The organism is Streptomyces sp. NPDC087263, from assembly GCF_044744645.1.
Taxonomy (GTDB): Bacteria; Actinomycetota; Actinomycetes; order Streptomycetales; family Streptomycetaceae; genus Streptomyces.
The window spans coordinates 518,192-540,572 of sequence record NZ_JBIUYT010000003.1 but is presented as its reverse complement, the minus strand read 5'-3'; the positions used below and the strand labels follow the sequence as shown (position 1 = coordinate 540,572).

The following is a 22,381-nucleotide window of genomic DNA, read 5'->3' as shown; positions in this document are numbered from 1 at the left end:
GGCGGCCATGCCAGAACGCACACTTCCCACGCAGCTCACGGTGGCCAACGGCACCCCCTCGGCGCCGCCGGACCTACCGTCGAGCGATCACCGGAGGCCACTGCTGGGGATCGAAACGCACCCCGCCGGCGACTGGACGCTCGTCGTGGTGTCCGGTGCGATCGACATCGTCACGGAGCAGGCACTGCACGACGGTCTGCGCCAGACCCTTGCCCGCTCGGCACGCGGCATCGACCTCGATCTGAGCGGCGTCGAGTTCTGCGACTGCTCCGGACTCAACGTCCTGCTGCGCCTGCGACGGCGCGCCCTGGACGAAGGCAAGACCATCGCCATCCAGGCGACCAGCACCGCGGTACGCCGACTTTTCTCGGTTACCGGCACGCTGTCCCTGTTCGCCATAGCGGGTGAGGCCGGTCGCGCCTCGGATGCACATTCCGGAGCGGCACCCCGCCAAGGGGGCCACACCACGTCGCTCGGCGAAGCGAACCAGGATCTGCGGATCGAACTGGTTCAGCTCCGGCGGGCCCTGCAGACGCGGCCCGTCATCGACCTCGCCCGTGGAGTACTCATGGCCTCCTTCGGCCTGAGCGCTGAGGACGCCTGGAAGGTCCTGGTCTCGGTCTCCCAGAACACCAACACCAAACTTCACCATGTGGCCGACAACCTCGTCAGCGCCGTCACAGGTGACGCACTCCCGGAACTGTTCCAGTCGCAGGTCGCCGAGACGGTCACCAAGCTCCAGACAGCGCCGTCGGTGCCGGAAACTCCCCCCGGCAAGGAAGGTTGAGGCGGCTCAGTCCTCGCCCCGGATGATGTGGCTCTCCTGGCCGGGGCTCTCCAGCTCACCGCCGTCGGCGCGCTGTGGGTTCGGGGTATCGGGTCGTGCGACCGGACCGTCGCCGGTCCCACGACTCTCATGCGTCGGCTGGATATCTGTGCTGGTGCCGGATTCCATGAGGGAGGCACCTCCTATGTCTGCGGTCGGCCTTTCGGGTACCCGCCACCCCTTGCTCAAACGGACGGGTATCCGGCGCCCGCGGTAGGGTCCGGCCCCTGGATGAGGGTCCCTCCCGGGGGTAGTCGCTTGTCATGACTGTCTACGGATTACACGCCTCGCACGAACAGGTCCCGCCCGCGGATCTGCTCGACGCCGTGGTGCACGCCGAACGCGCGGGCTTCACCGCCGCCATGTGCTCGGACCACTTCTCACCATGGAGCGTCCGCCAGGGCGAGTCCGGATTCGCCTGGTCGTGGCTCGGCGCCGCCCTCCAGGCCACCGACCGGGTGCCGTTCGGCGTGGTGAACGCGCCCGGCCAGCGCTATCACCCCGCGATCGTCGCGCAGGCGGTCGCCAGTCTCACGGCCATGTATCCGGGCAGGTTCTGGGTGGCGCTCGGCAGCGGCGAGGCCTCCAACGAGCACATCACAGGAGCGGGTTGGCCCCGCAAGGACGTCCGCACAGCACGGCTGCGCGAGTGCGTCGACGTCATCCGAGCACTGCTGCGGGGGGAGGAGGTCAGCCACGACGGACTCGTGACCGTGGACCGGGCTCGGCTGTGGACGCTGCCGTCCCACGTACCGCCGCTGATCGGAGCCGCGTGCAGCACGGCGACCGCGGCCTGGTGTGCCGAGTGGGCGGACGGTCTGATCACGGTCAACGCTCCACGCGCGCGGCTGCGCGAGATCGTGGACGCGTACCGTGACGTCGGCGGCCGTGGGCCGCTGTACCTCCAGGCGCACCTGAGCTGGGCGCCCGGCGAGGACGAGGCCCGTGCGCTGGCGTACGACCAATGGCGCACCAACGTGCATGCGCCCCCGGCCAGTTGGGACCTCGACTCCGCGGAACTGTTCGACATCGTCAGCGAACACGTCACCACCGAGCAGGTGGCGCACTCGGTCAACATCTCGTCCGACCTGGGACAGCACACCGCATGGCTGCAGGAGTATGCCGACCTCGGCTTCGACGCGGTGATGCTGCATCACGTGGGCCGCGAACAGGGCCCGTTCATCGACGCCTTCGGGGCCGAGGTACTGCCGCGACTCGACGTCACCCGCCCGCTTCCCGCCACGGTGAAGGAGTACCGATGCGTCTGACCCGTACGTCGGACCTGTGGTGGAAGAACGCGGTGGTGTACTGCCTGGACGTCGAGACGTACCAGGACGGCAACGGCGACGGGATCGGCGACTTCGCGGGCCTCACACAGCGCATCGACCATCTGGACCGTCTCGGCGTGACCTGCGTGTGGCTGATGCCCTTCTATCCGACGCGAGAGCGCGACGACGGTTACGACATCACGGACTTCTACGGTGTCGACCCCCGCCTGGGCACTCTCGGTGAGTTCACCGAGTTCGTCCGCACCGCCCGGGACCGCGGCATCCGTGTGATCGCCGACCTCGTCGTCAACCACACCTCCGAGGACCACCCTTGGTTCCAGGACGCGCGATCCGGCCGAGACTCCGCCCACCGCGACTGGTACGTCTGGGCGGACGAGCCCCCCGAGGACGGCCCCAAGGGTGTGGTCTTCCCCGATGCGGAGGACAGCCTGTGGGAGTACGACAAGGGCAGCGGCCAGTACTACCTGCACCGCTTCTACAAGCAGCAGCCCGACCTCAACGTCGCCAACCCCGAGGTCCGCGACGAGATAGCCCGCGTCATGGGGTTCTGGACACAGCTCGGGCTGTCCGGTTTCCGGGTCGACGCCGTGCCCTTCCTGCTGGAGACGGACGGGCAGGCCGACGCCGGCTCGCTGCCGGACCCGCACGAGTACCTCGCCGACCTGCGCGCCTTTCTCGGCCGTCGCAACGGCGAGGCAGTGCTGCTCGGCGAGGTCAATCTGCCCTACGACGACACCGCCCGCTTCTTCGGCGAACCCGCCGGCGGCCGCGGCGACGAGCTCACCATGTGCTTCGACTTCATCGCGATGCAGCAGATGTACCTGTCGATGGCACGCGAGGACGCCGGGCCGCTGGCCGCCGCGTTACGGGACCGCCCCGCCGCTCCGCGCGACGCCCACTGGGCCACGTTCGTGCGCAACCACGACGAGCTCACCCTCGACAAGCTGAGTGAAGCCGAACGGGCCGAGGTGTTCGCGGCCTTCGGCCCGGACACGAACATGCAGCTGTACGACCGGGGGCTGCGCCGCAGGCTGCCGCCCATGGTCGAGGGCGACCGGCGCCGCGTCGAACTCGCCTACAGCCTGCTGTTCACCCTGCCCGGTACACCCGTGCTCTTCTACGGCGAGGAGCTCGGCATGGGCGAGAACCTGGCCGCCGAGGGACGCCAGGCCGTACGGACACCCATGCAATGGACCCCGGAGGCGGGCGCCGGCTTCTCCCGTACCGGTCCGGACGCCTTTCCCAACCCACTGGCGGACGGTGCGTTCGGACCCCAGAAGGTCAACGTGTACGAACAGAGTCGTGACCCGGCGTCGATGTTGAGCCGCATGCGACTGTTCATCGAGCGCTACCGGGAGGCTCCCGAACTGGCCTGGGGCGACTACCGCCTCCTGGACACCGGGGAGCGAGCGGTCCTGGCGCACATCGCCTGCACCACCGACGGGACCGACGGGACTGTCCTGGCGATGCACAACTTCGCGGGCGGCCCCGTCACCGTGCGGCTGCGGCTGCCCGAGGCCGGGCCTGGCGGGAGGCTCATGGATCTGCTCGACGAAGGGCACGCCGGTCTCACGGTGCCCGACGACGGCATGCTCCGCGTCGAACTGCCCGCCTACGGGTACCGATGGCTGCGCGTCGGCACCCCGGCGGACGACCCTGTAAGGGTTGTTGCCTCCGGCTGACACCGTGTCCGCCGGGAGTGCCTCCGCGGGTCACCACCGGCCCGCCTGCGCGACGCGTGGCCGGCTGAGGCCGGGTGCGTCACGCAGGGAGCCGGGAGCGCTTGTCCTTCAGCGGCGCCGACGGGCCGCTGAAGGCAGGCGGGGCGTGTCGTCTACCACGTGAAGGTGGCGGTGGTGCGGGCCGGGAGTGTGTAGACGTAGGACTGGCTGCCCCAGTTCACCCGGATGGACTGGGTGCTGGTGCCGCCGTTGTGGGCGATCAAAGCCTTGGATCCGTCGGGGTTGCGCCAAGCGACGTTCTGCACCGTGCTGTTGGCGGTGGAGGCGATGCGGTACGCACCGGGCTTGACGAACTTGGTGAGGTGGCCGGTGGTGTAGTACTCGACCGTGTAGTCGACCTGTCCGGCCCGTGAGCCGCCTTCCTGCACGGTGATCAGTCCGGTGCAGGTGCCGCAACCGCCGTTGTGCGGCCCCATGTTCTGGTTCAGCGCCAGGCTCCACTTGACCACGCTGCTGCTCCAGTTGCGGGCGTAGTTGACGATGTCGGCGAGGTCCTCGTTGTGCTGGTTGGTGATCCAGGTGCCGCCCGAGTGCTCGGTGCTGAACTGCTTGACCGTCGGGTACTGGTTGTGGACCTGGGTGCCGACCGCCGGGTCACCGGAGTAGCCGTGCCAGGCGATCCCGGCGAAGAGCGGGTCGTTGCGGACACCGGCGTCGGCGAGGATCGCCGAGCCGAAGCTGGCGTAGTCGCCGTAGTTCCAGTCGTGCACGAGAACCTTGGTGGTGATGCCGGCGGCGCGGAAGGCCGGGTAGAGGTGGTTCTTGGTGAACTCCACGAGTCCCGAGGGGTTCCAGCTCATGCCCGGGTAGTTCATCGCCGTCGGGTTGCTCGCCTGGCAGCAGTTGGGCTCGTTCTGCACCGAGATGTAGTTCACGGGGACGCCCGCGGCCTGGTAGCTCTGGATGTACTTGACCAGGTACTGGGCGTACATGGGGTAGTACTCCCACTTGAGCCAGCCCATCTGGTCCATGCGCCCGTTGTCCTTCATCCACCCCGGTGAGCTCCACGGCACGGCCTTGACCCGGAGTGCCGGGTTGAGCTGCTTGGCCTGCGCGGTCAGGAGGCGGACGTTGGTGTCGTATCCGTTGGCGCCGAAGTCGTTGAGGGTGCAGCAGGTGTCGTCGAGCGAGACATTGCCCGGCCGGGACAGGTCGGAGGCTCCGATGGGGTTGCGGACGAAGGACAGCCCGATGCCCGCGGTCGGCGAGAACAGCTTCTGCATGACGGTGTCGCGGGTGGCGGCGCTGATCGGGCCGCCACGCAGCAGATAGGCGGTGGTGTCCGTGATCGAGGCACCGGCGCCCTCGAACTGCTGGTACGTGGTGTTCTCGTCGACGGTGATCGTGTGCTGGGCCGTTCCGCCCGCGGGGCCGAACTGCAACGCTGTCTGCTGTGCCAGACCACGCGTCACGTTCCGTCCGGCGGAGTCGGATGTGGTGGTCAGCCAGACGTTGACGGGCTCGTTCACCGCCTGAGCGGTGCCGCCGGTCGCGGCGAGCGTCGCCGCCGCGACAACACCGGCCACAAGGAAGCGAGTTGCCCGAGACAGGGAGGACCGGGGATGGGATCGTGTCATGCTGTCGCCCTTCGCAATGGTGGGGGCAGTGCAAGGCATTCAGATCCATGACCAGAAGGCCAGTGTGTGACCAATCGCGCAAAAACTAAAGGTCTGAACCAGACACGTCAAGGCTGAACACAAACCCCGGGAGCCGCAGGGCCCCGAGGTCACGCACCTGGCCCCGGGTCCGGCTTGACGGCGTCGGTGATTCCCGCCCGGGCCGCTTCGAGCTGAGCGGCGAAGGCGATGCCGAGGAACAGCGTCACGCCGGTGAGGTTGGCCCACAGCAGGAGTGCGACGAAGGCCGTCAGCGGTCCGTACACCGTGCCGAACGATCCGCTCTCGGCGACGTACAGCGACAGCAGCCACGTGGCTGTGACCCACAGCACCAGATGGACCGCCGAGCCGAACGCCAGCCAGGTGTATCCCGGTTGGTCCCTGCGCGGAGCCCAGCGGAAGATCACCGCCGAGGCGACCCAGGCGAGGGCGACACCCAGCGGCACCTGGAGGACACCCCACCAGTCGAGCCGCTCCCGGGGCCAGCCGAAGGTCTCCCCCACCGCGTCCCCGACGGCATCCCCCGCGACGAGCACCAGGAACCCGAGAACCATCGGCATACCCGCGGCCAGGGCGAGGAGCAGGGCCCGCCCGTACTTGGCGAGGAAGGGCCGGTCGCGTTCGATGCCGTAGATGCGGTTGGCGCCTCGCTCGACCTGCGCCATCGCCGAGGCGAGGTTGAGTACGGCGAAGGCCAGTCCCAGCCACATGGCGACGGCGCTCCAGGCTCCGGAACCGGCGCTGCGTTCGGTGCCGTCCAGAGCTTCCGCGACCAGCCGCGAGCTGGCACCCGGCACGATGTGCCCGAGGGTGAGTTCGATGATCCGTCCCACGCTCTCCGTATGCACCGTGGTCGCCACACCGACGAGCGCGATGGTGAACGGCACCATGCCCAGGACGACTTGGAACGCGAGTGAACGGGAGCTGGTGAATCCGTCGGCATAGCGGAACCGGGCGAAGGCGTCGAGAAGCAGCCGGCGGCCTCCGTAGTGCCGCAGCGCGGTGAGCGCCTCGTCTCCGGAGAGTTCGTCCCCGATCATGTCCCGCGTCTGCGGCACGTGCACAGCGGTCCCCATGGCGAGCGTGTCCCCTCCGGTCGTACGTTTCAGCGGTCCTCAACGGCCAGGTGCTCCGGCCTACCCGGGCGCGACTGCGTGGTGTCACTGTGGGGCGGGCCCTCCTGCGCCGACATGATCGGCCCTCTCTTCAGTCGACTGTGCTTGGTTCGACGGTGGATCGGTCGCCGGTGCGGCGACTCGCGCAGGTGGCGAGGCCGGAACCGACCTGGACGGTACAACCCTCGCAGTGCTCGGACGTCGAAGCGGCCGGTTCCCCGTCCCCCACGTCAATCCAGTCATCAACTGTCACTGGCATGTCATACGCTGCCTCCTCGGCAGTGTCCACGCGCCCGTACGCGGCGCTAGGGGGGACACACAGCCGAGCCGTTTCAGCCCGGTGACCACCGGGCTTTCTCTGTGGGGGTTCAATCACTGTGCGCAGGCGCAGCATCTCGACCGCGACGGCACTCGCGGTTGTCCTCAGTTCCGTGGCGCTCACCGCGGGCACGGCGGGAGTGGCAGTGGCCGACTCCGCCAAGGTCCTTCCGGTGAAGTCGGTCGGCGACATCGTCGTGGACGGCGCCCACCGTCGGGTGTACATATCCGACCCGACCGGCGGCAAGATCGTCGTCACCGACTACGCGGGCGCCGTCAAGGCGACCCTGACCGGGCTGTCCGGCGTGCGCGGCCTGGCACTGTCCGCCGACTCGGGGCAGATCTACGCGGCCGTCAAGAACGCCAACCGGATCGTCTCGGTGGAGACGGGCACGTACACCCAGACCGCGAGTTACCCGGTGGGCGCGGCTCCCGGTGACCTGGAGGTGGTGGACGGCCGGATCTGGTTCGCCCACGGCACCGACTTCGGTTCGCTCGACGTCTCCGGCGCCGAACCCGTCGTCCACCTCGCCCAGCGCGGCGACGTCGACTTCTACGGCGCCTTCGGGATGTTCCTGGCCTCCGACCCGGCCGTCCCCGGCGTCCTGGTGGCCGGAAACGGCGGCGACCTCGCCGTGTACGACGTCTCGGCCGACGGGGCCACGCTGCGGGTCAAGGGCAACATGGACACCGCCGTCAAGCAGCTGGACCTGACGCCCGACGGCAGCCAGGTCCTCACCTCGTGGGGCGACCCGGAGTACGGCTACGGCATCGGCGCCTACTCGGCCACCGACCTCACCGAGCAGGCGGGTTACCCGATCGACCCGTACCCGAACGCGGTACAGATCGCGCCCGACGGCAGCGTCGCGGGCGGCAGCCTCTCCTGGTACGAGCCGGACGTCCACATCCACCGGCCCGGTGACCTGACGCCGGTGCGGGAGTACGACTTCCCCAACGCCGGGAACAGCAGCGGCGCCGACACCCTCGTGGACGGTGCGCTGGCCTGGGCTCCGGACAGCAGCCGGGTGTTCGCCGTCTCCGTGAACACCTATGGCACGTACACCCTGCGCGCCCTGACCGACCCCACCAAGGAGCTGCCCACCCTCAAGGTGTCGGCCCCCGCGACGTCGGACCGGGCCAAGAAGCTCACGGTCACCGGCAAGCTGACCTCGAAAGCACCTCTTCCGGCGGGCACCGGCCTGCAGGTGACCCGTACGGACATCGAGTCGCCGAGCGGCAAGGCACTGGCCGCCGTCACGACGAAGGCCGACGGCAGCTTCTCCTTCGCGGACACACCGCCCGCCGGCGGCAAGGTCACCTACAAGGTGTCCTACGCGGGCGACGCCACGCACGCTTCCGCCTCGGGCTCCGATGCGGTGCAGGTCTCGCGCAAGGCGACCACGCTGAGCCTGACCAACAACGGCAAGCTGTACTCGTACGGCAAGGACGTCACCTTCACCGCTCATCTCGGCGCGACGTACAAGAACCGCACGGTCGCGATCTACGCCGACCCCTTCGGAACCGACAAGCCGAAGAAGCTGCTGAAGACGGCAAAGGTCAACTCCAGTGGCAATCTGTCGGCGACCGTCGACATGACCCGGGACACCGCCGTCACCGCCGTTTTCGCCGGAGACGCCCGCTCCGCCGCCAAGACCGTGAAGTCGACCGCGTACGCGCAGGCGAAGATCTCCACCGCCGTCTCCAAGCACTACAAGACGGGCAAGATCGGCTCCACGACGTACTACTACTTCCGGAAGAACACCGACCCGGTGTTCACCACGACCATGAACTACTACGCGGGCCGCAAGCAGCGCTTCCAGCTCCAGGTCTACGCCCAGGGCACCTGGTACGACTCAGGGTCCGAGTACTTCGCACTGGGCAGCAACGGCAAGTCGGCCGTGAGCCTGGAAGCGCCGGGTACGTCCGGCATCCGCGCCCGAGTGCGCTCGTCGTACATCAACGGCTCCTCGGGCGACAGCGTCAACTCCACGACGCACGGGGCCTGGAAGTACCTCACCTTCACCAACTGATCCCACCGCGCCGGCCGTTCCGGTACGGCTCCCGAGTTCACGGGTGCCGTACCGGCGGTGTTGCGCCGGACCGCCTGGCCCACCTCGGCACGACGCCTCAGCGGCCGCGGAGCAGGTCTTCGGTGTAGGCGGCCAGGCGTGCGGCGTCGTCTGGGTTGAGTGTCTTCAGGGTCTTGTCCACCGGCTTGCCCCGGTCGATCGCGGAGAGCGGGTCCGTGGGCGGTCGGTCGATCCACCGGACGATCGGTTGAACCGCGTCGGCCACCGGGCGGGCGAAGAACTTCGCGAGCAGTTCGACCGATCCGCGGACCAGCGGGTTCTGCAGGCTGCCGGTCCCGCTGCGGGTGAATCCGGGGTGGTAGAGGACGTAACGCGCCTTGCTCCCCGCCTGGTTGGCGAACGCGACGCCAAGCAGGTCGTTCGCCCGGCCGGCCTGGAGCTGGGCGCGTACCTGGCCGTAGCGGCGCGTCAGCTGGGGGTCCTCCCAGAGGATGCGGCCGGAGGTGGTTCCGACGCCGGCCACGTTGATGATCACGGGGTCGGCGCCCGCGTCCAACAGCGGGCGCAACCGGTGGCTGAGCAGATAGCGGCTCAAGTAGTAGAGAGCGAACGTGAACTCCAGTCCGTCCGCGGTCTCCTTGCGCTTCGGGCTCACCCGGTTCGCGAACAACGCCAGCGCGTCGACGCTGTCGTGCTCCTCGGCGATGCGGGCGACGACCCGCTCGGTCTCGGCGACCGAGGACAAGTCCGCCCGCAGGAAACGCAGGTTCGGGTTCGCGGCAAGGTCGAGCAGTGCACGGCCCTTGGCCTCGCTGCTGCCGATCACGGTGACGTGGTCACCTGTGGCCAGCCGTGCCAGAGCGGTCGCACGGCCCATGCCGTCGGTACCGCCGCTGATGATCACGGTCTTCGGTGGTTGGCCAGGCACGGTGTCCTCCATAGGCTCGGCATCGACCGGTCCATCGTGGGCCGCGGGGTCGGATGCTGAAAGAAGGCACTTTTATGTCCGGTACGCACACCCGTGTTCCCTCGGTGCTCGCTCACGAACTGCCGCGCCCGGTACCGGAGGACGAGCTGGCGGCGTGCCCGGTCGGGCACGTGTTCCAGCGGCTGGGCGACAAGTGGAGCATGCTGCTGGTGATCCTCCTGGGCGGCCGCCCCCACCGGTACAACGAACTGCACCGTGCCATCGAAGGAATCAGCCAGCGCATGCTGACCCGCACGCTGCGCGCTCTGGAAACCGACGGGCTGGTGCGGCGCGAGGTGCACCCGACCGTGCCGCCGGGCGTCGAGTACAGCCTGACCCCACTCGGACACACACTCCTCGAACCGCTCTCGGCCCTGGCCGACTGGGCGGTGCTTCACGAGGAGGAGATGAACGACGCCCGGTCCGGCCGCGTGGGTGCCTGAGACGGCCCCGGGAACGTGAAGCGGACAGGTGAAGCACACGTTCCGTACGCAGCTACGCGTTGCGGTGGTCCGGCAGCGCGGGGGCAAGCCTCAAATCATCCCGGTCGAGCACCAGCCGTACTCTTGACCGCAGATGGTACAGACCAATAGCTTCCGGGCATGCGTCGAAGACTCCTCAGCAGGCTGGCACTTGCCGCCTGCGCCGTGTCCCTTCCCGTCACTCTCCTCGCCACGGCCCCCGCGTCCGCCGATGGCCCTCACACTGCGAAGTCCCCCGCCTACAAGAGCGTCGGCTACTTCACCCAATGGGGTGTCTACGGCCGCGACTTCCAGGTCGCCGACCTGGAGACGAGCGGAGCGGCAGCCAGCCTCACCCACGTCAACTACGCCTTTGGCAACGTCAGTTCGGACGGCAAGTGCTTCACGGGGAACATCCCCGGGGAGGCCGACGCCTGGGCGGACTACGTGCGCCCGCTGGACGCGGAGAACTCCGTGGACGGCGTCGCCGACAGCGACACACAGCCGTTGGCGGGCAACTTCAACCAGCTGCGCGAGCTGAAGGCGAAGAACCCGGGCCTGAAGGTGCTGATCTCCCTCGGCGGCTGGAGCTGGTCCACCCACTTCTCCGACGCGGCCCGCACCGCCGCCTCCCGCAAGGCGTTCGTGGCCTCGTGCCTCGACCTGTACATCAAGGGCAACCTTCCCGTCGACGGAGCACGTGGCGGCCAGGGCGCCGCGGCCGGCCTCTTCGACGGTGTGGACCTGGACTGGGAGTGGCCGGGGTCCGCAGGGGACACCGACACGGTCTACCGCCCCGAGGACAAGCAGAACTTCACCGCGCTCGTGCACGAGTTCCGGCGGCAGCTCGACGCGTACGCGACCACCCAGAAAAAGGGCAAGCACTACGAGCTGACGGCGTTCGTGCCGACCGCCCCCGAGAAGATCGACGCGGGCTTCGACGTACCGCGCATCACTCGGGATCTGGATTTCGTCAACCTTCAGGGCTACGACTTCCATGTCTCCGGTGAGGCGACCACGAACCAGCAGTCCGCGCTGTACGCCAAGAACGACTTCAGCGTCGACCAGACTGTCGACGCCTGGCTCGAACGGGGCGCACCGGCGCGCAAGTTGGTCGTCGGCATGCCCTTCTACGGGCAGGGCTGGACCGGCGTGACCGGGGGCGGTGACGGCCTGAACCAGCCCGCGACGGCCCCCGCGCCGGCGACCTGGCAGGCAGGGTACGAGGATTACAAGGCGCTCAAGAAGCTTGCGGACTCCGGCACTTACACCGTTTACCGCGATCGCGGAAACGGCCACGCCTGGCTCTTCGACGGCACCACCCTGTGGACGTACGACGATCCGCAGGTCCTCACCGCGAAGACCGACTACATCCGTCGGCATCGGCTGGGCGGGGCGATGATCTGGTCGCTCGACGGAGACACCGCCGACGGTGAGTTGATCCACGCCGTGGACAAGGGGCTCACCCGGCGCTGAGCCGCGTTCTTCCGCACGACGCGCTCCTCTCCGGGCTCCGAGGGTGAGGCGGTGGCCACCCCACCGCCTCACCCTCTCGTCGTGTCAGTGGGGATCTGTTGGGTACCAGGGGCCCGGGCGCGGCCTGAAGTCCGTAAAACTTTTGAAACTGGTGGTTGCTGTTCTGTTTCGTGGGTTCCTGGGGCAGGATGACGCGCACACGCCCCCCAGCGTGTCCATGCCAGGACAAGGAGCCGCAGCCTTGATCACCTCGCAGCGCAGTACTCCGAGCAGATCCCGCCCTTTCGCCGGACTGCTGGTGCTCGCCGTTCTCTCCGCCTGCCTCGGCCTGATCGGGGCGCCGACCGCCACCGGAGCAACGGTGAGCGCGGCCAGGTCCACCACGGTGGACGTCACGGACTTCGGTGCCGATCCGCGCGGACGCACCGACTCGGCACCCGCGGTGAAGGCTGCGCTCCGGCACGCCAAGACCGTGAAGGGGCCGATCAGGATCGTGTTCCCGCGCGGTACCTACCAGCTGTACCCGGAGAGCGCCGAGGTGCGCGAACTGTACGTGTCGAACACGGTCGGCGCCGATCAGCGCTACCGCGACAAGTCGATCGGGCTGCTCATCGAGGACATGCGCGATGTGGTGGTGGACGGCCGCGGATCGACCCTGCTGTTCCACGGGCTACAGACGGCGTTCGCCAGTATCCGCTCGCACAACGTGACCTTCACCGGCTTCACCTTCGACTATGTCGCGCCGAAGGTCGTCGACGCCACGGTCAGGACGGCAGGGGTGGAGAACGGGCGCGCCTACCGGATCCTGAGCGTGCCGGCCGACAGCCCGTACACCGTGGCGGACAACAAGGTGACCTGGCTCGGCGAGAGCAGCCCGGTGACCGGACAGCCGTACTGGTCCGGCGTGAACGGTCTGGAGTACACCCAGATCAAGGACCCGACGGCGCAGCGATCCTGGCGCGGTGACAACCCGCTGTTCAGCGATGTGGCGTCGATGACCGACCTGGGCGGTCAGCGCATCCGCATCGACTACACGAGCTCCGCGACCCCCTCGGACCAGGGGCTGGTGTACCAGATGCGGCAGATCGAGCGGGAGCAGCCCGGAGCGTTCATCTGGGAGTCCTCCGACGTCACGGTCCGCAATCTGGTCGCCCGGGAGCTACAGACCTTCGGTCTGGTCGGGCAGTTCAGCGAGAACATCACCATCGACCGGGTCGACTTCTCACCGGATCCGGACTCCGGCCGCGCCACCGCCGGGTTCGCCGACTTCATCCAGATGTCCGGGGTCAAGGGCAAGGTGTCGATCACCAACTGCGTCTTCGACGGCCCGCACGACGACCCGATCAACATCCACGGCACCTATCTGCAGGTCGCGGCGCAGCCCTCGGCGAACAGCCTGACGGTGAGCTACAAGCACCCGCAGACCGCGGGATTCCCTCAGTTCTACGTCGGTGACAAGGTCCAGTTGGTCGACAGCGCGACGATGCTTCCGGTTCCCGGCGGTACGGCGAAGGTGACCGCCGTCGACGGGCCGAGCGGGCAGGACCACGACACCTCACTGACCGACATGACGATCACTCTGGACCGGCCGGTGCCCGTCGGCGTCAAGATCGGCGGCACGGACGTGGAGAACCTGACGTACACGCCGAGCGTGCGGATCTCCGGCAACGTCTTCCGCAACGTGCCCACGCGCGGGATCCTCGTGACCACGCCCAAGCCCGTCGTGATCGAGAACAACCGCTTCGAGCGCACGACGATGGCGGCGATCTACATCTCCGCCGACGCCTACCAGTGGTACGAGTCGGGAGCCGTCTCGGACGTCCTCATCCGCCGCAACACCTTTGTGAGTTCGACCGGCCCGGTCATCTTCGTCGAGCCGACCAACCAGGTGCTCAACGCCGCGGATCCGGTGCACCACGGCATCCGGATCGAGCGGAACACGTTCGAGGTCGGCGATGTCACCGTGGTGGACGCCAAGAGTGTGGGCGGGCTGTCCTTCACGGACAACGTGATCAGGCGGGCCACGGGCGCGACGGCTCCGTACTCCTCCCGGCTGTACGTCTTCCGGGGTTCGGACGACGTACTCATCGAGGGCAACCGGTACGCCGGCGGGCTCAACGCCCGTGCCGATACGGAGTCCATGGACGCCTCGTCGGTGACCGTGCGCTCGGACGCGGCGCGGATCAACGCGGACAACGTGCTGCCGGTTGGCGGCAACTAGGCCCTGTCGTCACATTCCCGTCTGCCTCGCGACGCCATGCACGCACCTGACGCCGCCCTCCGGGCGACGACGGGAATGTGACGGCAGGGCCTGGCGCGGCAGTCTCGGCGAGGGACGGCGGTGTGACAAGGGGCCGCGGAGCTCGATGTCGATCGGGCCCGGCAACTCCTGCTCACCGTCGTCCTCGCCGACCCCTCCATGGCGGCCGGACAGCGTGCCGACCGAGCACGCGGCGGAGCCTCCGGCTCGTGCCCGAAGCACGGCATGCCCGTCCCAACGTCGCACCAAGATGCCTCAACCTCCTGAAACTGGAAGGCGGGTCACGGCGGGGCACGGCGAGCCCGTCCATTCGTACGAGCGCCGCTGCCCGTCGCGTCGCGACGGTGCCCGACGGGTGTGTGGGGCACGCAGTCCCTGCGCAGCACGTGCCCCGCTGCTTTCCGGGGACGCGAGCGCGGGCCTCCCGCGGACCGAGAGCGTGGGCACTCCCCCTCCGGTCGACTTGAAGTCTTGAAGCCATCACGGCGCGCAGGCGTACTAATGCCGACGAGAAGCATTGACAATGCCATGTCATGTGACTTCACTCCCGAGACAGAGCGCCGGAACCGGTTCCGGTACCGGTTCCGCTCACCCCCCACTCCCCAAGGAGGAGTGCCGTGTTAGCAGATTCCCCACGCCCATCCACCGCGCGAGTTCGCAAACGACCTGGCTGGACTGCCGTGTTGGCGGCGTTCGCTCTGGTGGTGACCGCGATGTACGCGGCTGCGACGCAGGCAACTGCCGACCGCTCGACCACCACAGGGGCCGAAGTCGTCAAGGTCGCTGAGTTCCTGGCCGAGTGTCCCTACAGCCACCGCCTCCCCGACGACCCGATCGTCGCCCCCGGGCTGCCCGGCGCGTCCCACATGCACAGCTTCTTCGGCAGCCGGGTGACCAACGCCAACACCACGGTGACGAATCTGCTGGGTTCGGCCAGCACCTGCAACCCGACCGTGGACACCTCGGCCTACTGGGTGCCGACCCTGTACCGCAACGACCAGCCGGTCGAGCCCACCGGCACCACCTTCTACTACCTCGGTGAAGGCGTGCGCGACGACATCATCCAGCGCACCCAGCCCCTCCCCCAGGGCCTCAGGATCGTCGCCGGCAACGCGAAGGCGACGAGTGCGACCGACCCCTCGTCCGTCGCCCGCTGGTCGTGCCTGTGGCACGGCGAGGTCAATCCCTCCAAGGACTTCGTGACCTGCCCGGCCGACTCGTACCTGGAGTCCTACCTCGACTTCCCACAGTGCTGGAACGGCAGGGACCTGGACTCCGCCGACCACAAGAGCCACATGGCCTACCCGGTGGGCGGCGCGTGCCCCGCGAGCCACCCCGTGCCCGTGCCGAAGCTGCGCCAGGTACTGCGCTACCCCGTCACCGGCGCGACAGCGGGACTACGTCTGGCATCCGGTGCCGGCTACACGATGCATGCCGACTTCTTCAACGCCTGGCCGGCGGCGGAGATGGCACGCAGGACCACGAACTGCATCAACGCCATCGTCAAGTGCGGTGCTGACGGCAACCCCTCCTGAGCGGCGCGACCAACCTGCCCCACACACGGGGGACATGGCACGCACCACGGCCCCGAGACAGGAGACGGTCATGGCGAAACCCGCACCGCCAACGGACCGTGGGGGCCGGGCACAGCTCGTCGTGACGCTGCTGTGTGTCCTGTTGATCATGTCCGGGTGTGCCGGCTCCCAGCAACGGGCCGGCACATCCTCCGGAGCAACCGTCACCAACAGTTCCCCGGCGGGCGTTTCCGGAGCCACGAGCACGTTCAGTACGACGGACATCGCCTGGCTCCAGTTGTTGATCGCCATGGACGACCAGACCCGGTCCATCCTCGAACTCGTGCCGCACCATGGCGGTGAACCCGCACTCAAGACCTGGGCCGCCGGTGTGGCCCGTGACAACCGCAGCCACCTGACAGCCCTGCGCGAACTCCTCGCCGCGACCGGCGTACCGGACACCAACCCGCACGAGGGCCATGACATGCCGGGGATGGTCAACGCCGAGGAGCTGAAGGCGCTGGGCAACGCGACAGGTGCGCAGTTCGACGGACTCCTGCGCTCCGCGCTGCGCGAACACCTCACCCACGCCGAGCAGTTGTCGGTCGACCTGCGGAAGAACGGGTCCGACCCGACGGTGAGGAAACTCGCGGCCACCGTCAAGGGATCCGCCGCGGCACACCGGGAGGGTATGCCGATCTGAATGGTTCAGGCGGTCTGGTGGGTTCGGCCAGCATCCACCGGAGTGCGGGCGACCGCGCGCAGCTTGCGGCCGCGTCGGGTCGGTCCCCAGGGCTTGAGCACCGAGATCACTGTCATGAAGACGTACGCGGACAGGGAGACGATGGGCCCGAACAGGACGTCGCCGGCGTCGGGCAGCGGTCCGCCCGCGGCGACGGCGGCAACGGCGTGGTTCACTCCCGGGCGCAGCGCGAAGACGGTGGCGGTGATCGTGGCCATGGTCAGCCAGAACTTCGTGAAGACCCATCGGTGCCTCGCCAACCCCCACGGAGTGCCCAGGGACAGCACCAGCCCGCTGAGGAACGTGAGCAACGCGACGGGGAGCAGGAGCCAGTCGGCGAAGAGCTTCATGGCCCGGACGGAGGCCTCCACGGTCACCGCGGAGCCGGTGGTGGCCGCGGTGATCCCGAGAGCGAGCAGCCCGAGCGTGAGCCCGAGCCAGCTTGCGGAGGCGGCTACATGGACGACCAGGTTGGCCCGGCGTGCGGGGCGGCTTAGTTTCACCTGACCCACGGTGCCGGGCGGAGCCCCGGAGGACGTCTGACAGCGGGAGTAACCCCGCGTACTAGCCTCGGCGTACAGAGCGGGCGGGCGAAACACACGCCGACCGCTTCCGGCCGTCCTCCGGAGGGCCCGACCGTCCGGGTTCGAACGGCCCTGATATCAACTACGCGGCTGCAGGTACTCGAAGACGGAGCCGTCCGGGTGGCGCGCCACGATCCGGGTGCCGTTGGGAACTTCACTCTGTTCTTCCAGCAGCTCGGCCCCCGCTTTGTCCAAGGTTTCGAGCACGAGGTCCAGGGAGTCGACGAGGACGGTCGCCGTCTGCGAGACGTGCGTGTCCAGTGGGCCCGAATACAACAGGAACGGCCCTACCAAGGCCAACTCCAGCTCCTGGTAGGGGAATCGCCGTACTTCGACGTCCCCTGCCAGTTCGCGGTAGAAGGGAATGGCGGCATCAAGGTTCTCGACTTCGACGTCCGCGATCATCGCTCGGATATTGCTGCTCATGTTGGTCTTCCTTGAGTGGTTTGCTGGTTTTACCTGGGTGACTGCGATTTCACCGACTTCGATGTCACGCCTGGGCGATGGTGGGGTAGTCGGTGTAGCCCTCGGTACGACCGGCGTAGTACGTGGCCCGGTCGCTCTCGGCCAAGGGGTGGCCCTGGGCGAACCGCTCGACCAGGTCGGGGTTGCCGATGAAGGGGGCGCCGAAGGACACCGCGTCGGCCAACCCGCGCTCGATGATCTCGTTGCCGGTGTCCTGGGTGAAGCCGAGGTTGGCGACGAGGCTGCCCCGGTACTGGGCGCGGTACCGGGCGAAGGGGGCGATGCGCTCCTCGGTGGTGCCGGTCACCGCGTCGGGGCGGCCCAGGAGATGGAGGTAGGCCAGGTCACTGTCGCCGAGCTTCTTGATCACCTGGTCGTAGTCGGTGAGCGTCTGCTCGTCCGCGGTGAAGGATCCGCCTGTCCAGTACGGGGAGAGCTTGACGCCGATGCGGTCGCTGCCCCACACCTCGCTGACGGCGTCGACGACGTCGAGGAGGAACCGGGCACGCTTCTCGGTGCTGCCTCCGTAGGCGTCGGTGCGCTGGTTGAGGCGCGGGTTGAGGAACTGGGGGATCAGATGGGAGCCCTGTGCGTGGATCTCCAGTCCGTCGAACCCGGCGCGGCGGGCGTTGGCGGCGGCCTGCCGGTAACCGGCGATGGTCTCGGCGATCTCGGCGGCGGTGAACGCACGCGGCGTGACGGTGTCCTTCGGCCCGGCCGGGGTGAAGGATTTCTCGCCGGGGTTGACGGCCGACGGCCCCGCCGGCAGACGGCCGCCGAGGTGGTCGGGGTGGGAGACCGAGCCGACGTGACCGAGCTGGGAGACGATCCGCCCGCCCGCCTCGTGGACGGCTTCGGTGACCTTCCTCCAGCCGACGGTCTGGGCGTCGCTGTAGATGCCGGGCACGTTGATGTAGCCGATTGCCTCGTCGTTGACCCAGGTCCCCTCGGAGATGATCAGACCGGCGCCGGCCCGCTGGGCGTAGTAGGTCGCCTGTAGTTCGGTGGGGGCCAGATCCGCGTTGTGGGCGCGGGCACGGGTCATCGGGGCCATGACGACACGGTTGGGCAGTTCCAGCGCGCCCAGTCGGACGGGCTGCAGCAGGGGCTGGACGGTGGAGGTTCCTGACTGGCTGGCCATGAGAGGGGCTTCCTTGTTCGAGGGCCGGGGACATCCGGCTGAGAGTGATGGGTGGGCAGGGGGCTTGGTTCAGTCCTGCTTGAGGACGTGGAGGCCGGAGAGCGGGCCGCCCAGTTGCATGAGGCGTCCGCCCTCACGCAACCCGCCGAGATCCACTGGGGCGAAGCCGAAACCGGCGGTGAGGTCCCTGACCGTCGCCTTGGCCTCGGCGTCGTCACCGGCGAGGAACAGCACCTGGCGGCCCGCCTCGTGGTGCGGGTCGGCGGCGATGTACTGGCCGTAGAGGGTGTTGAACGCCTTCACCACGCGGGCACCGGGCAGCAGCGAGGCGACGTACTCGCTGCCCGTCAGGTCGCCCAGGTCGGCGATCTCGAAGTGCGGGGGCGGCGAGACGAACTGGTTGGTGGCGTCGATGACGATGCGCCCGTCGAAGGGCGGCAGGGCGGCCACCGCGTCCGGCACCTGGGGCCAGCCGACGGCGAGTACGACGACCTCCGCCGCGGCGGCCTCTTCGGGGGTGCCCGCGCCGGCGAGCGGGCCGAGGCCTTCCGCGATGCCGGTCAGCGAGGCGGGGCCGCGGCTGTTGCTCAGCACGATCTGATGGCCGTGGCTGACGGCGTGCCGGACGATGGCCTGGGCGACGGTTCCGGCGCCGAGCGTTCCGATCTTCATCACGAGGTGCCCTTCGTCGAGGTATTCGTGCGGGCCTGGTGGGCAGGGCTGTTCCGCTCCTGCCGCGGTGCGGGGCTGGTGGCCAGAGTTGTTCCACTCCTGGGCGCGGTGCGCGGCTGCTGAACGGGACTACGTCGCTACTCCCGCGGTGCGGGGCTGGTGAGCAGGACGGTTCCGCTCTTGCCCGGGCGGCGGGCGTGGGCGATGGCCTCGGCGAAGTCGGCGAGGTCGTAGGTGGCGGCGACTTCGAGCAGTTCCGGGGCGGTCTCGGCCATGCGGGTGGCGAAGGCGACGTCTTCGGCCCGTTGCTCGGTCGTGCGGGTCAGCCACCGGCCCACCGACGCTCCCCGCACGGTCAGTTCCCGCGGGACCAGCCCCAGCGACTCCACCGGCGTGCTGCCGGAGCCGAGGCCGCCGTACGTGATCAGCGTGCCGCTGTCGGCCAGCAGCGCGACCAGATCACCGGTCAGTGATCCGCCCACCGCGTCCAGCACGACCTGGGCACCTCGGCCACCGATGGCGTCCCGGGCCTGGGTACGCCAGTCCGGGTCTGCCGTCGAGATCGTCGGCAGCCTGGGGAAACGCTCCCGCAACGCCTGTGCACCCGCGGCGCTCCGCACCAGGTTGACCAGCGGGAAGCCATGCATCAGCGCGGCCGCGCCGACCAGCCTGCCCATCGACGAACCAGCGGCTGTCTGCACCACCGGCCCGCCCTCGCCGTGCCGGGCATCGTCGACGGCCCGCAACAAGGTGAGCAGCGTGAGCGGGTTGACCAGCATCAACGCCGCGGTCTCGGCGCTGACTCCCTCGGGCACCGGCACCACCAGCTCGGCCGGCGCCGTCACGAGTTCGCTCCACGCGCCCGGCACCGGGAAGAACGCCACCCGCTGACCGGCTCGCAGACCCTCCACACCCTCACCGACAGCCTCGATGACGCCCGCCCCCTCCACACCAGGGCTCCGCGGCACGGCGTACCGCTGAAGTGGCCCGCCCCTCAGCCCCTCCACTGCGATGAGATCTCCGGGGTGGATCGGCCGGGACAACACCCGCACCACCACCTGCCCGGCGTCCGGGGCGGGCGGGGCCGGCTCCTCGCGCAGGCTCAGCACCTGTGCGGCGTCTCCCTGCTGGTCGTAGGCGATCGTGCGCATGGAACTCTCTCCCACAGCATGTATTAATGATGGGCGTCATCAGAACTACCAACTATGATGAGGAGCATCATCGAAAAGGTCAAGCCGAGGGTGAGGAGAAAGGACGGTCATGCCGCGGATCACCAAGGAAGACAAGGCCCGCAACCGGCAGAACATCGTCGAAGCGGCGAGCCGTATGTTCCGCTCGCAGGGCATCGACGCGGTCGGGATCGCCGAACTGATGAAGGAAGCGGGGCTCACCCACGGCGGCTTCTACAACCACTTCGCGTCCAAGAACGACCTGGCGGTGGAGGTGTGCAACGCCGCCTTCGACGCTTCATTGGGAGGGCTGGCCCGGACGATCGAGGAAGGCCCCGGCCAGGCCGGTTCACCGCTTGAGCGGGTCGTCGCCGGGTACCTGTCCGCCGGCCACCGCGACGCCGTGGACGGCGGCTGCCCCTCCGCCTCCCTGGTCACCGACGCCGGACGACAGAGCGAAGGCGTACAGAGCGCGTACGCCGAAGGTGTCGAGGGTTACCTGACCGGCTTCACCGCCGAGATCATGCGCGAAGCCGAGGAGAACGGGGAGCGGCCCGATCCGGTCGAGGCCCGGCAGCGCGCCATCCGGCTGCTCAGCGAGCTGGTCGGCGCGATGACGCTTGCCCGCGCCGTCCACCAGGTCCAGCCCGGCCTCTCCACCGAAATCCTGCGGACCGGCCGCGAGCACGCCCTCGACTGAGATCGCTCACACCTGTTCGGTCAGAACCTGGGCGCGGCGCCGCGGCCCGATGGGAAGGGGCGCCGGCCTGCCCCCTCCTTTCGGACACCTTCCCCTGGTCCGCACCGTTCGGCGCTCCTGGGACTCCCGACCGTCTGGCTCACTCCGTGTCGTCGAAAGTCCAGACGGCACGGGTGCCCGGGCCGACGGCCAGCGTCGACCGGCCGATCTGTTCCTGATGCCGGTACCCCACGGAGCGGTTGAGTGACAGGCCGATCTGCCGCAGGCCGACCTGGTCGCGCGCAACGGCGTCGAGGCGGATCGTGGTCCCGCCGCCCAGCGCGACGACGCCACCGCCTGCCGTAGACCTGACGACGAACCCGCCGGCCCGCAGCAACGGCACCGTGCTGGCGACGTCCCGTTCGGTGACCGCGAGGCGGATGGAGGTCACGTCACGCATCAGATGGCTGCTGTAGTCGTCGGACAGGTAGCGCTCCCTGCCCATGTCACCGGGGTAGTCGGCCGGCTCGGTCTTGCTGCGCGGATCGGCGAAGTATTCCGGCAGGTACTCCATCGCCCAGGCCCCGAAGGCGTCGTACTGGTCGGTCGTAAGGATGGCGTCGAACCACGGGACCGGGACACCGTCACCGAAGTCGCGCGTCTGGCGGAACTCGACCGGGGTGACCCCCTGGTCCCGCACCCGTTCCGTCACCGTGACGAGGTCGCCGGCACGCTCGGTCGAGATGCCCATCCCCGTGGAGCCGAACGCGCCGTCCTGACCGGGCAGATCGCCGACCCCGAAGAGTTCGACGTACGTCTCGCGGCCCATGAGATAGCGACCGGTCCAGGTCTGCCCGCCGGCACCGGTCGTGGTGCGCACCTGGAAGTTGGCGAACTCCCTCAGGTATTCGGAGTGTTCGATGGCATCGGCGGTCTCCCGGTCGAGCACTCCGTAGGCGTGGTTGTAGAACAGCAGCTGCCGGTCGGGCAACTGCCGGCTCCCCTCGGCCCGCGCCACACTCACGCCACCTTCCACCACCCCCGTGAGGGCGACGGCGAGGGCCACAGCGATGACCATGAGCATCCGCAACATCCGGCTCAGCAGCATGCGGGGGATCGTAGAACGGAGAGAATCACGGGCACTGTCGATTCGAGGATGACGACTCGAAACCGACGCTCGCAGGCATCCCTGCCTCATCGGCCTCTCACCGACCGGCCGGCAGCCGCCTCGCTGTAGCGGACACGCGAACGTGCGTTGCCCGGTTCGGAGTTGCGGGTCTGGCGGCGGGATTCGGGGGAACACGTAACGCACCAC

The 22,381-nt window shown here is 68.7% G+C and carries 19 protein-coding genes and 1 pseudogene; 10 read left to right on the top strand and 10 right to left on the bottom strand.

Annotated elements, in window-relative coordinates; translation table 11 throughout:
• Positions 1–7 precede the first annotated feature (7 nt).
• Complete coding sequence (locus ACIPC1_RS11800) at positions 8–787, top strand: anti-sigma factor antagonist (RefSeq protein WP_402515754.1); 780 nt, start codon at positions 8–10, stop codon at positions 785–787.
• A 6-nt stretch (positions 788–793) separates the two neighbouring features.
• Here ACIPC1_RS11800 and ACIPC1_RS11795 read toward each other — a convergent pair whose 3' ends face one another.
• Complete coding sequence (locus ACIPC1_RS11795; RefSeq protein WP_402515751.1) at positions 794–955, bottom strand: hypothetical protein; 162 nt, start codon at positions 953–955, stop codon at positions 794–796.
• A gap of 134 nt (positions 956–1,089) precedes the next feature.
• Between ACIPC1_RS11795 and ACIPC1_RS11790 the strand changes: the two genes are divergently transcribed.
• Together ACIPC1_RS11790 and ACIPC1_RS11785 are read left to right on the top strand one after the other, a co-directional pair.
• A complete protein-coding gene (locus tag ACIPC1_RS11790; RefSeq protein WP_402515748.1) occupies positions 1,090–2,094 on the top strand; it encodes a TIGR03885 family FMN-dependent LLM class oxidoreductase in 1,005 nt (334 codons plus the stop codon).
• Positions 2,085–3,797 (top strand): alpha-amylase family protein, encoded by a 1,713-nt coding sequence (locus ACIPC1_RS11785; protein WP_402515745.1) that lies wholly within the window; start codon positions 2,085–2,087, stop codon positions 3,795–3,797. Before ACIPC1_RS11790 ends, ACIPC1_RS11785 begins: the two co-directional genes overlap by 10 nt.
• 155 nt (positions 3,798–3,952) lie before the next feature.
• Here ACIPC1_RS11785 and ACIPC1_RS11780 read toward each other — a convergent pair.
• Together ACIPC1_RS11780 and ACIPC1_RS11775 are read right to left on the bottom strand one after the other, a co-directional pair.
• Positions 3,953–5,434 (bottom strand): annotated as a pseudogene (locus ACIPC1_RS11780) (glycoside hydrolase family 30 beta sandwich domain-containing protein); the annotation flags it as partial.
• 149 nt (positions 5,435–5,583) lie between these two features.
• Entirely contained in the window at positions 5,584–6,549 is a 966-nt protein-coding gene (locus ACIPC1_RS11775; RefSeq protein ID WP_402515742.1) for a YihY/virulence factor BrkB family protein, read from the bottom strand.
• A 416-nt stretch (positions 6,550–6,965) separates the two neighbouring features.
• Here ACIPC1_RS11775 and ACIPC1_RS11770 point away from each other — a divergent pair, with 416 nt between their 5' ends.
• A complete protein-coding gene (locus tag ACIPC1_RS11770) occupies positions 6,966–8,936 on the top strand; it encodes a YncE family protein (RefSeq protein ID WP_402515740.1) in 1,971 nt (656 codons plus the stop codon).
• A 97-nt stretch (positions 8,937–9,033) separates the two neighbouring features.
• Here ACIPC1_RS11770 and ACIPC1_RS11765 read toward each other — a convergent pair whose 3' ends face one another.
• Positions 9,034–9,864 carry an SDR family NAD(P)-dependent oxidoreductase gene (locus tag ACIPC1_RS11765; protein WP_402515738.1) on the bottom strand — a complete coding sequence of 277 codons (831 nt, stop codon included), beginning with the start codon at positions 9,862–9,864 and terminating at the stop codon, positions 9,034–9,036.
• A gap of 74 nt (positions 9,865–9,938) precedes the next feature.
• On the opposite strand from ACIPC1_RS11765, the gene ACIPC1_RS11760 reads away from it, so the two are divergent.
• The 5 genes from ACIPC1_RS11760 (at position 9,939) to ACIPC1_RS11740 (ending at position 16,317) form a co-directional block, all read left to right on the top strand.
• Entirely contained in the window at positions 9,939–10,346 is a 408-nt protein-coding gene (locus tag ACIPC1_RS11760) for a winged helix-turn-helix transcriptional regulator (RefSeq protein ID WP_402515736.1), read from the top strand.
• A 159-nt stretch (positions 10,347–10,505) separates the two neighbouring features.
• Positions 10,506–11,840, top strand: a complete 1,335-nt coding sequence (locus ACIPC1_RS11755; protein ID WP_402515734.1) for a glycoside hydrolase family 18 protein — start codon at positions 10,506–10,508, stop codon at positions 11,838–11,840.
• 241 nt (positions 11,841–12,081) lie between these two features.
• Complete coding sequence (locus ACIPC1_RS11750) at positions 12,082–14,061, top strand: glycosyl hydrolase family 28-related protein (protein WP_402515733.1); 1,980 nt, start codon at positions 12,082–12,084, stop codon at positions 14,059–14,061.
• A gap of 752 nt (positions 14,062–14,813) precedes the next feature.
• Positions 14,814–15,635, top strand: a complete 822-nt coding sequence (locus ACIPC1_RS11745; RefSeq protein WP_402516287.1) for a DUF1996 domain-containing protein — start codon at positions 14,814–14,816, stop codon at positions 15,633–15,635.
• Positions 15,636–15,705: 70 nt separating this feature from the next.
• Entirely contained in the window at positions 15,706–16,317 is a 612-nt protein-coding gene (locus ACIPC1_RS11740) for a DUF305 domain-containing protein (RefSeq protein ID WP_402515730.1), read from the top strand.
• A 5-nt stretch (positions 16,318–16,322) separates the two neighbouring features.
• Here ACIPC1_RS11740 and ACIPC1_RS11735 read toward each other — a convergent pair whose 3' ends face one another.
• The 5 genes from ACIPC1_RS11735 to ACIPC1_RS11715 all read right to left on the bottom strand — a co-directional run bounded on the left by ACIPC1_RS11735 (position 16,323) and on the right by ACIPC1_RS11715 (position 20,369).
• Positions 16,323–16,859, bottom strand: a complete 537-nt coding sequence (locus ACIPC1_RS11735; RefSeq protein ID WP_402515728.1) for a DUF2269 domain-containing protein — start codon at positions 16,857–16,859, stop codon at positions 16,323–16,325.
• A gap of 159 nt (positions 16,860–17,018) precedes the next feature.
• Positions 17,019–17,366 carry a VOC family protein gene (locus ACIPC1_RS11730; protein ID WP_384384575.1) on the bottom strand — a complete coding sequence of 116 codons (348 nt, stop codon included), beginning with the start codon at positions 17,364–17,366 and terminating at the stop codon, positions 17,019–17,021.
• Positions 17,367–17,430: 64 nt separating this feature from the next.
• Complete coding sequence (locus ACIPC1_RS11725; protein WP_402515725.1) at positions 17,431–18,546, bottom strand: alkene reductase; 1,116 nt, start codon at positions 18,544–18,546, stop codon at positions 17,431–17,433.
• Between the two features lie 69 nt (positions 18,547–18,615).
• Positions 18,616–19,218, bottom strand: coding sequence for an NADPH-dependent F420 reductase (locus tag ACIPC1_RS11720; RefSeq protein ID WP_402515722.1), 603 nt, complete (start codon positions 19,216–19,218; stop codon positions 18,616–18,618).
• Positions 19,219–19,355: 137 nt separating this feature from the next.
• A complete protein-coding gene (locus tag ACIPC1_RS11715; RefSeq protein WP_402515719.1) occupies positions 19,356–20,369 on the bottom strand; it encodes an alcohol dehydrogenase catalytic domain-containing protein in 1,014 nt (337 codons plus the stop codon).
• Between the two features lie 109 nt (positions 20,370–20,478).
• Between ACIPC1_RS11715 and ACIPC1_RS11710 the strand changes: the two genes are divergently transcribed.
• Positions 20,479–21,087 (top strand): TetR family transcriptional regulator, encoded by a 609-nt coding sequence (locus ACIPC1_RS11710; protein WP_402515718.1) that lies wholly within the window; start codon positions 20,479–20,481, stop codon positions 21,085–21,087.
• A gap of 139 nt (positions 21,088–21,226) precedes the next feature.
• On the opposite strand, the gene ACIPC1_RS11705 is transcribed toward ACIPC1_RS11710, so the two are convergent.
• Positions 21,227–22,174, bottom strand: coding sequence for a DUF5829 family protein (locus ACIPC1_RS11705; RefSeq protein WP_402515716.1), 948 nt, complete (start codon positions 22,172–22,174; stop codon positions 21,227–21,229).
• Between the last annotated feature and the right edge of the window lie 207 nt (positions 22,175–22,381).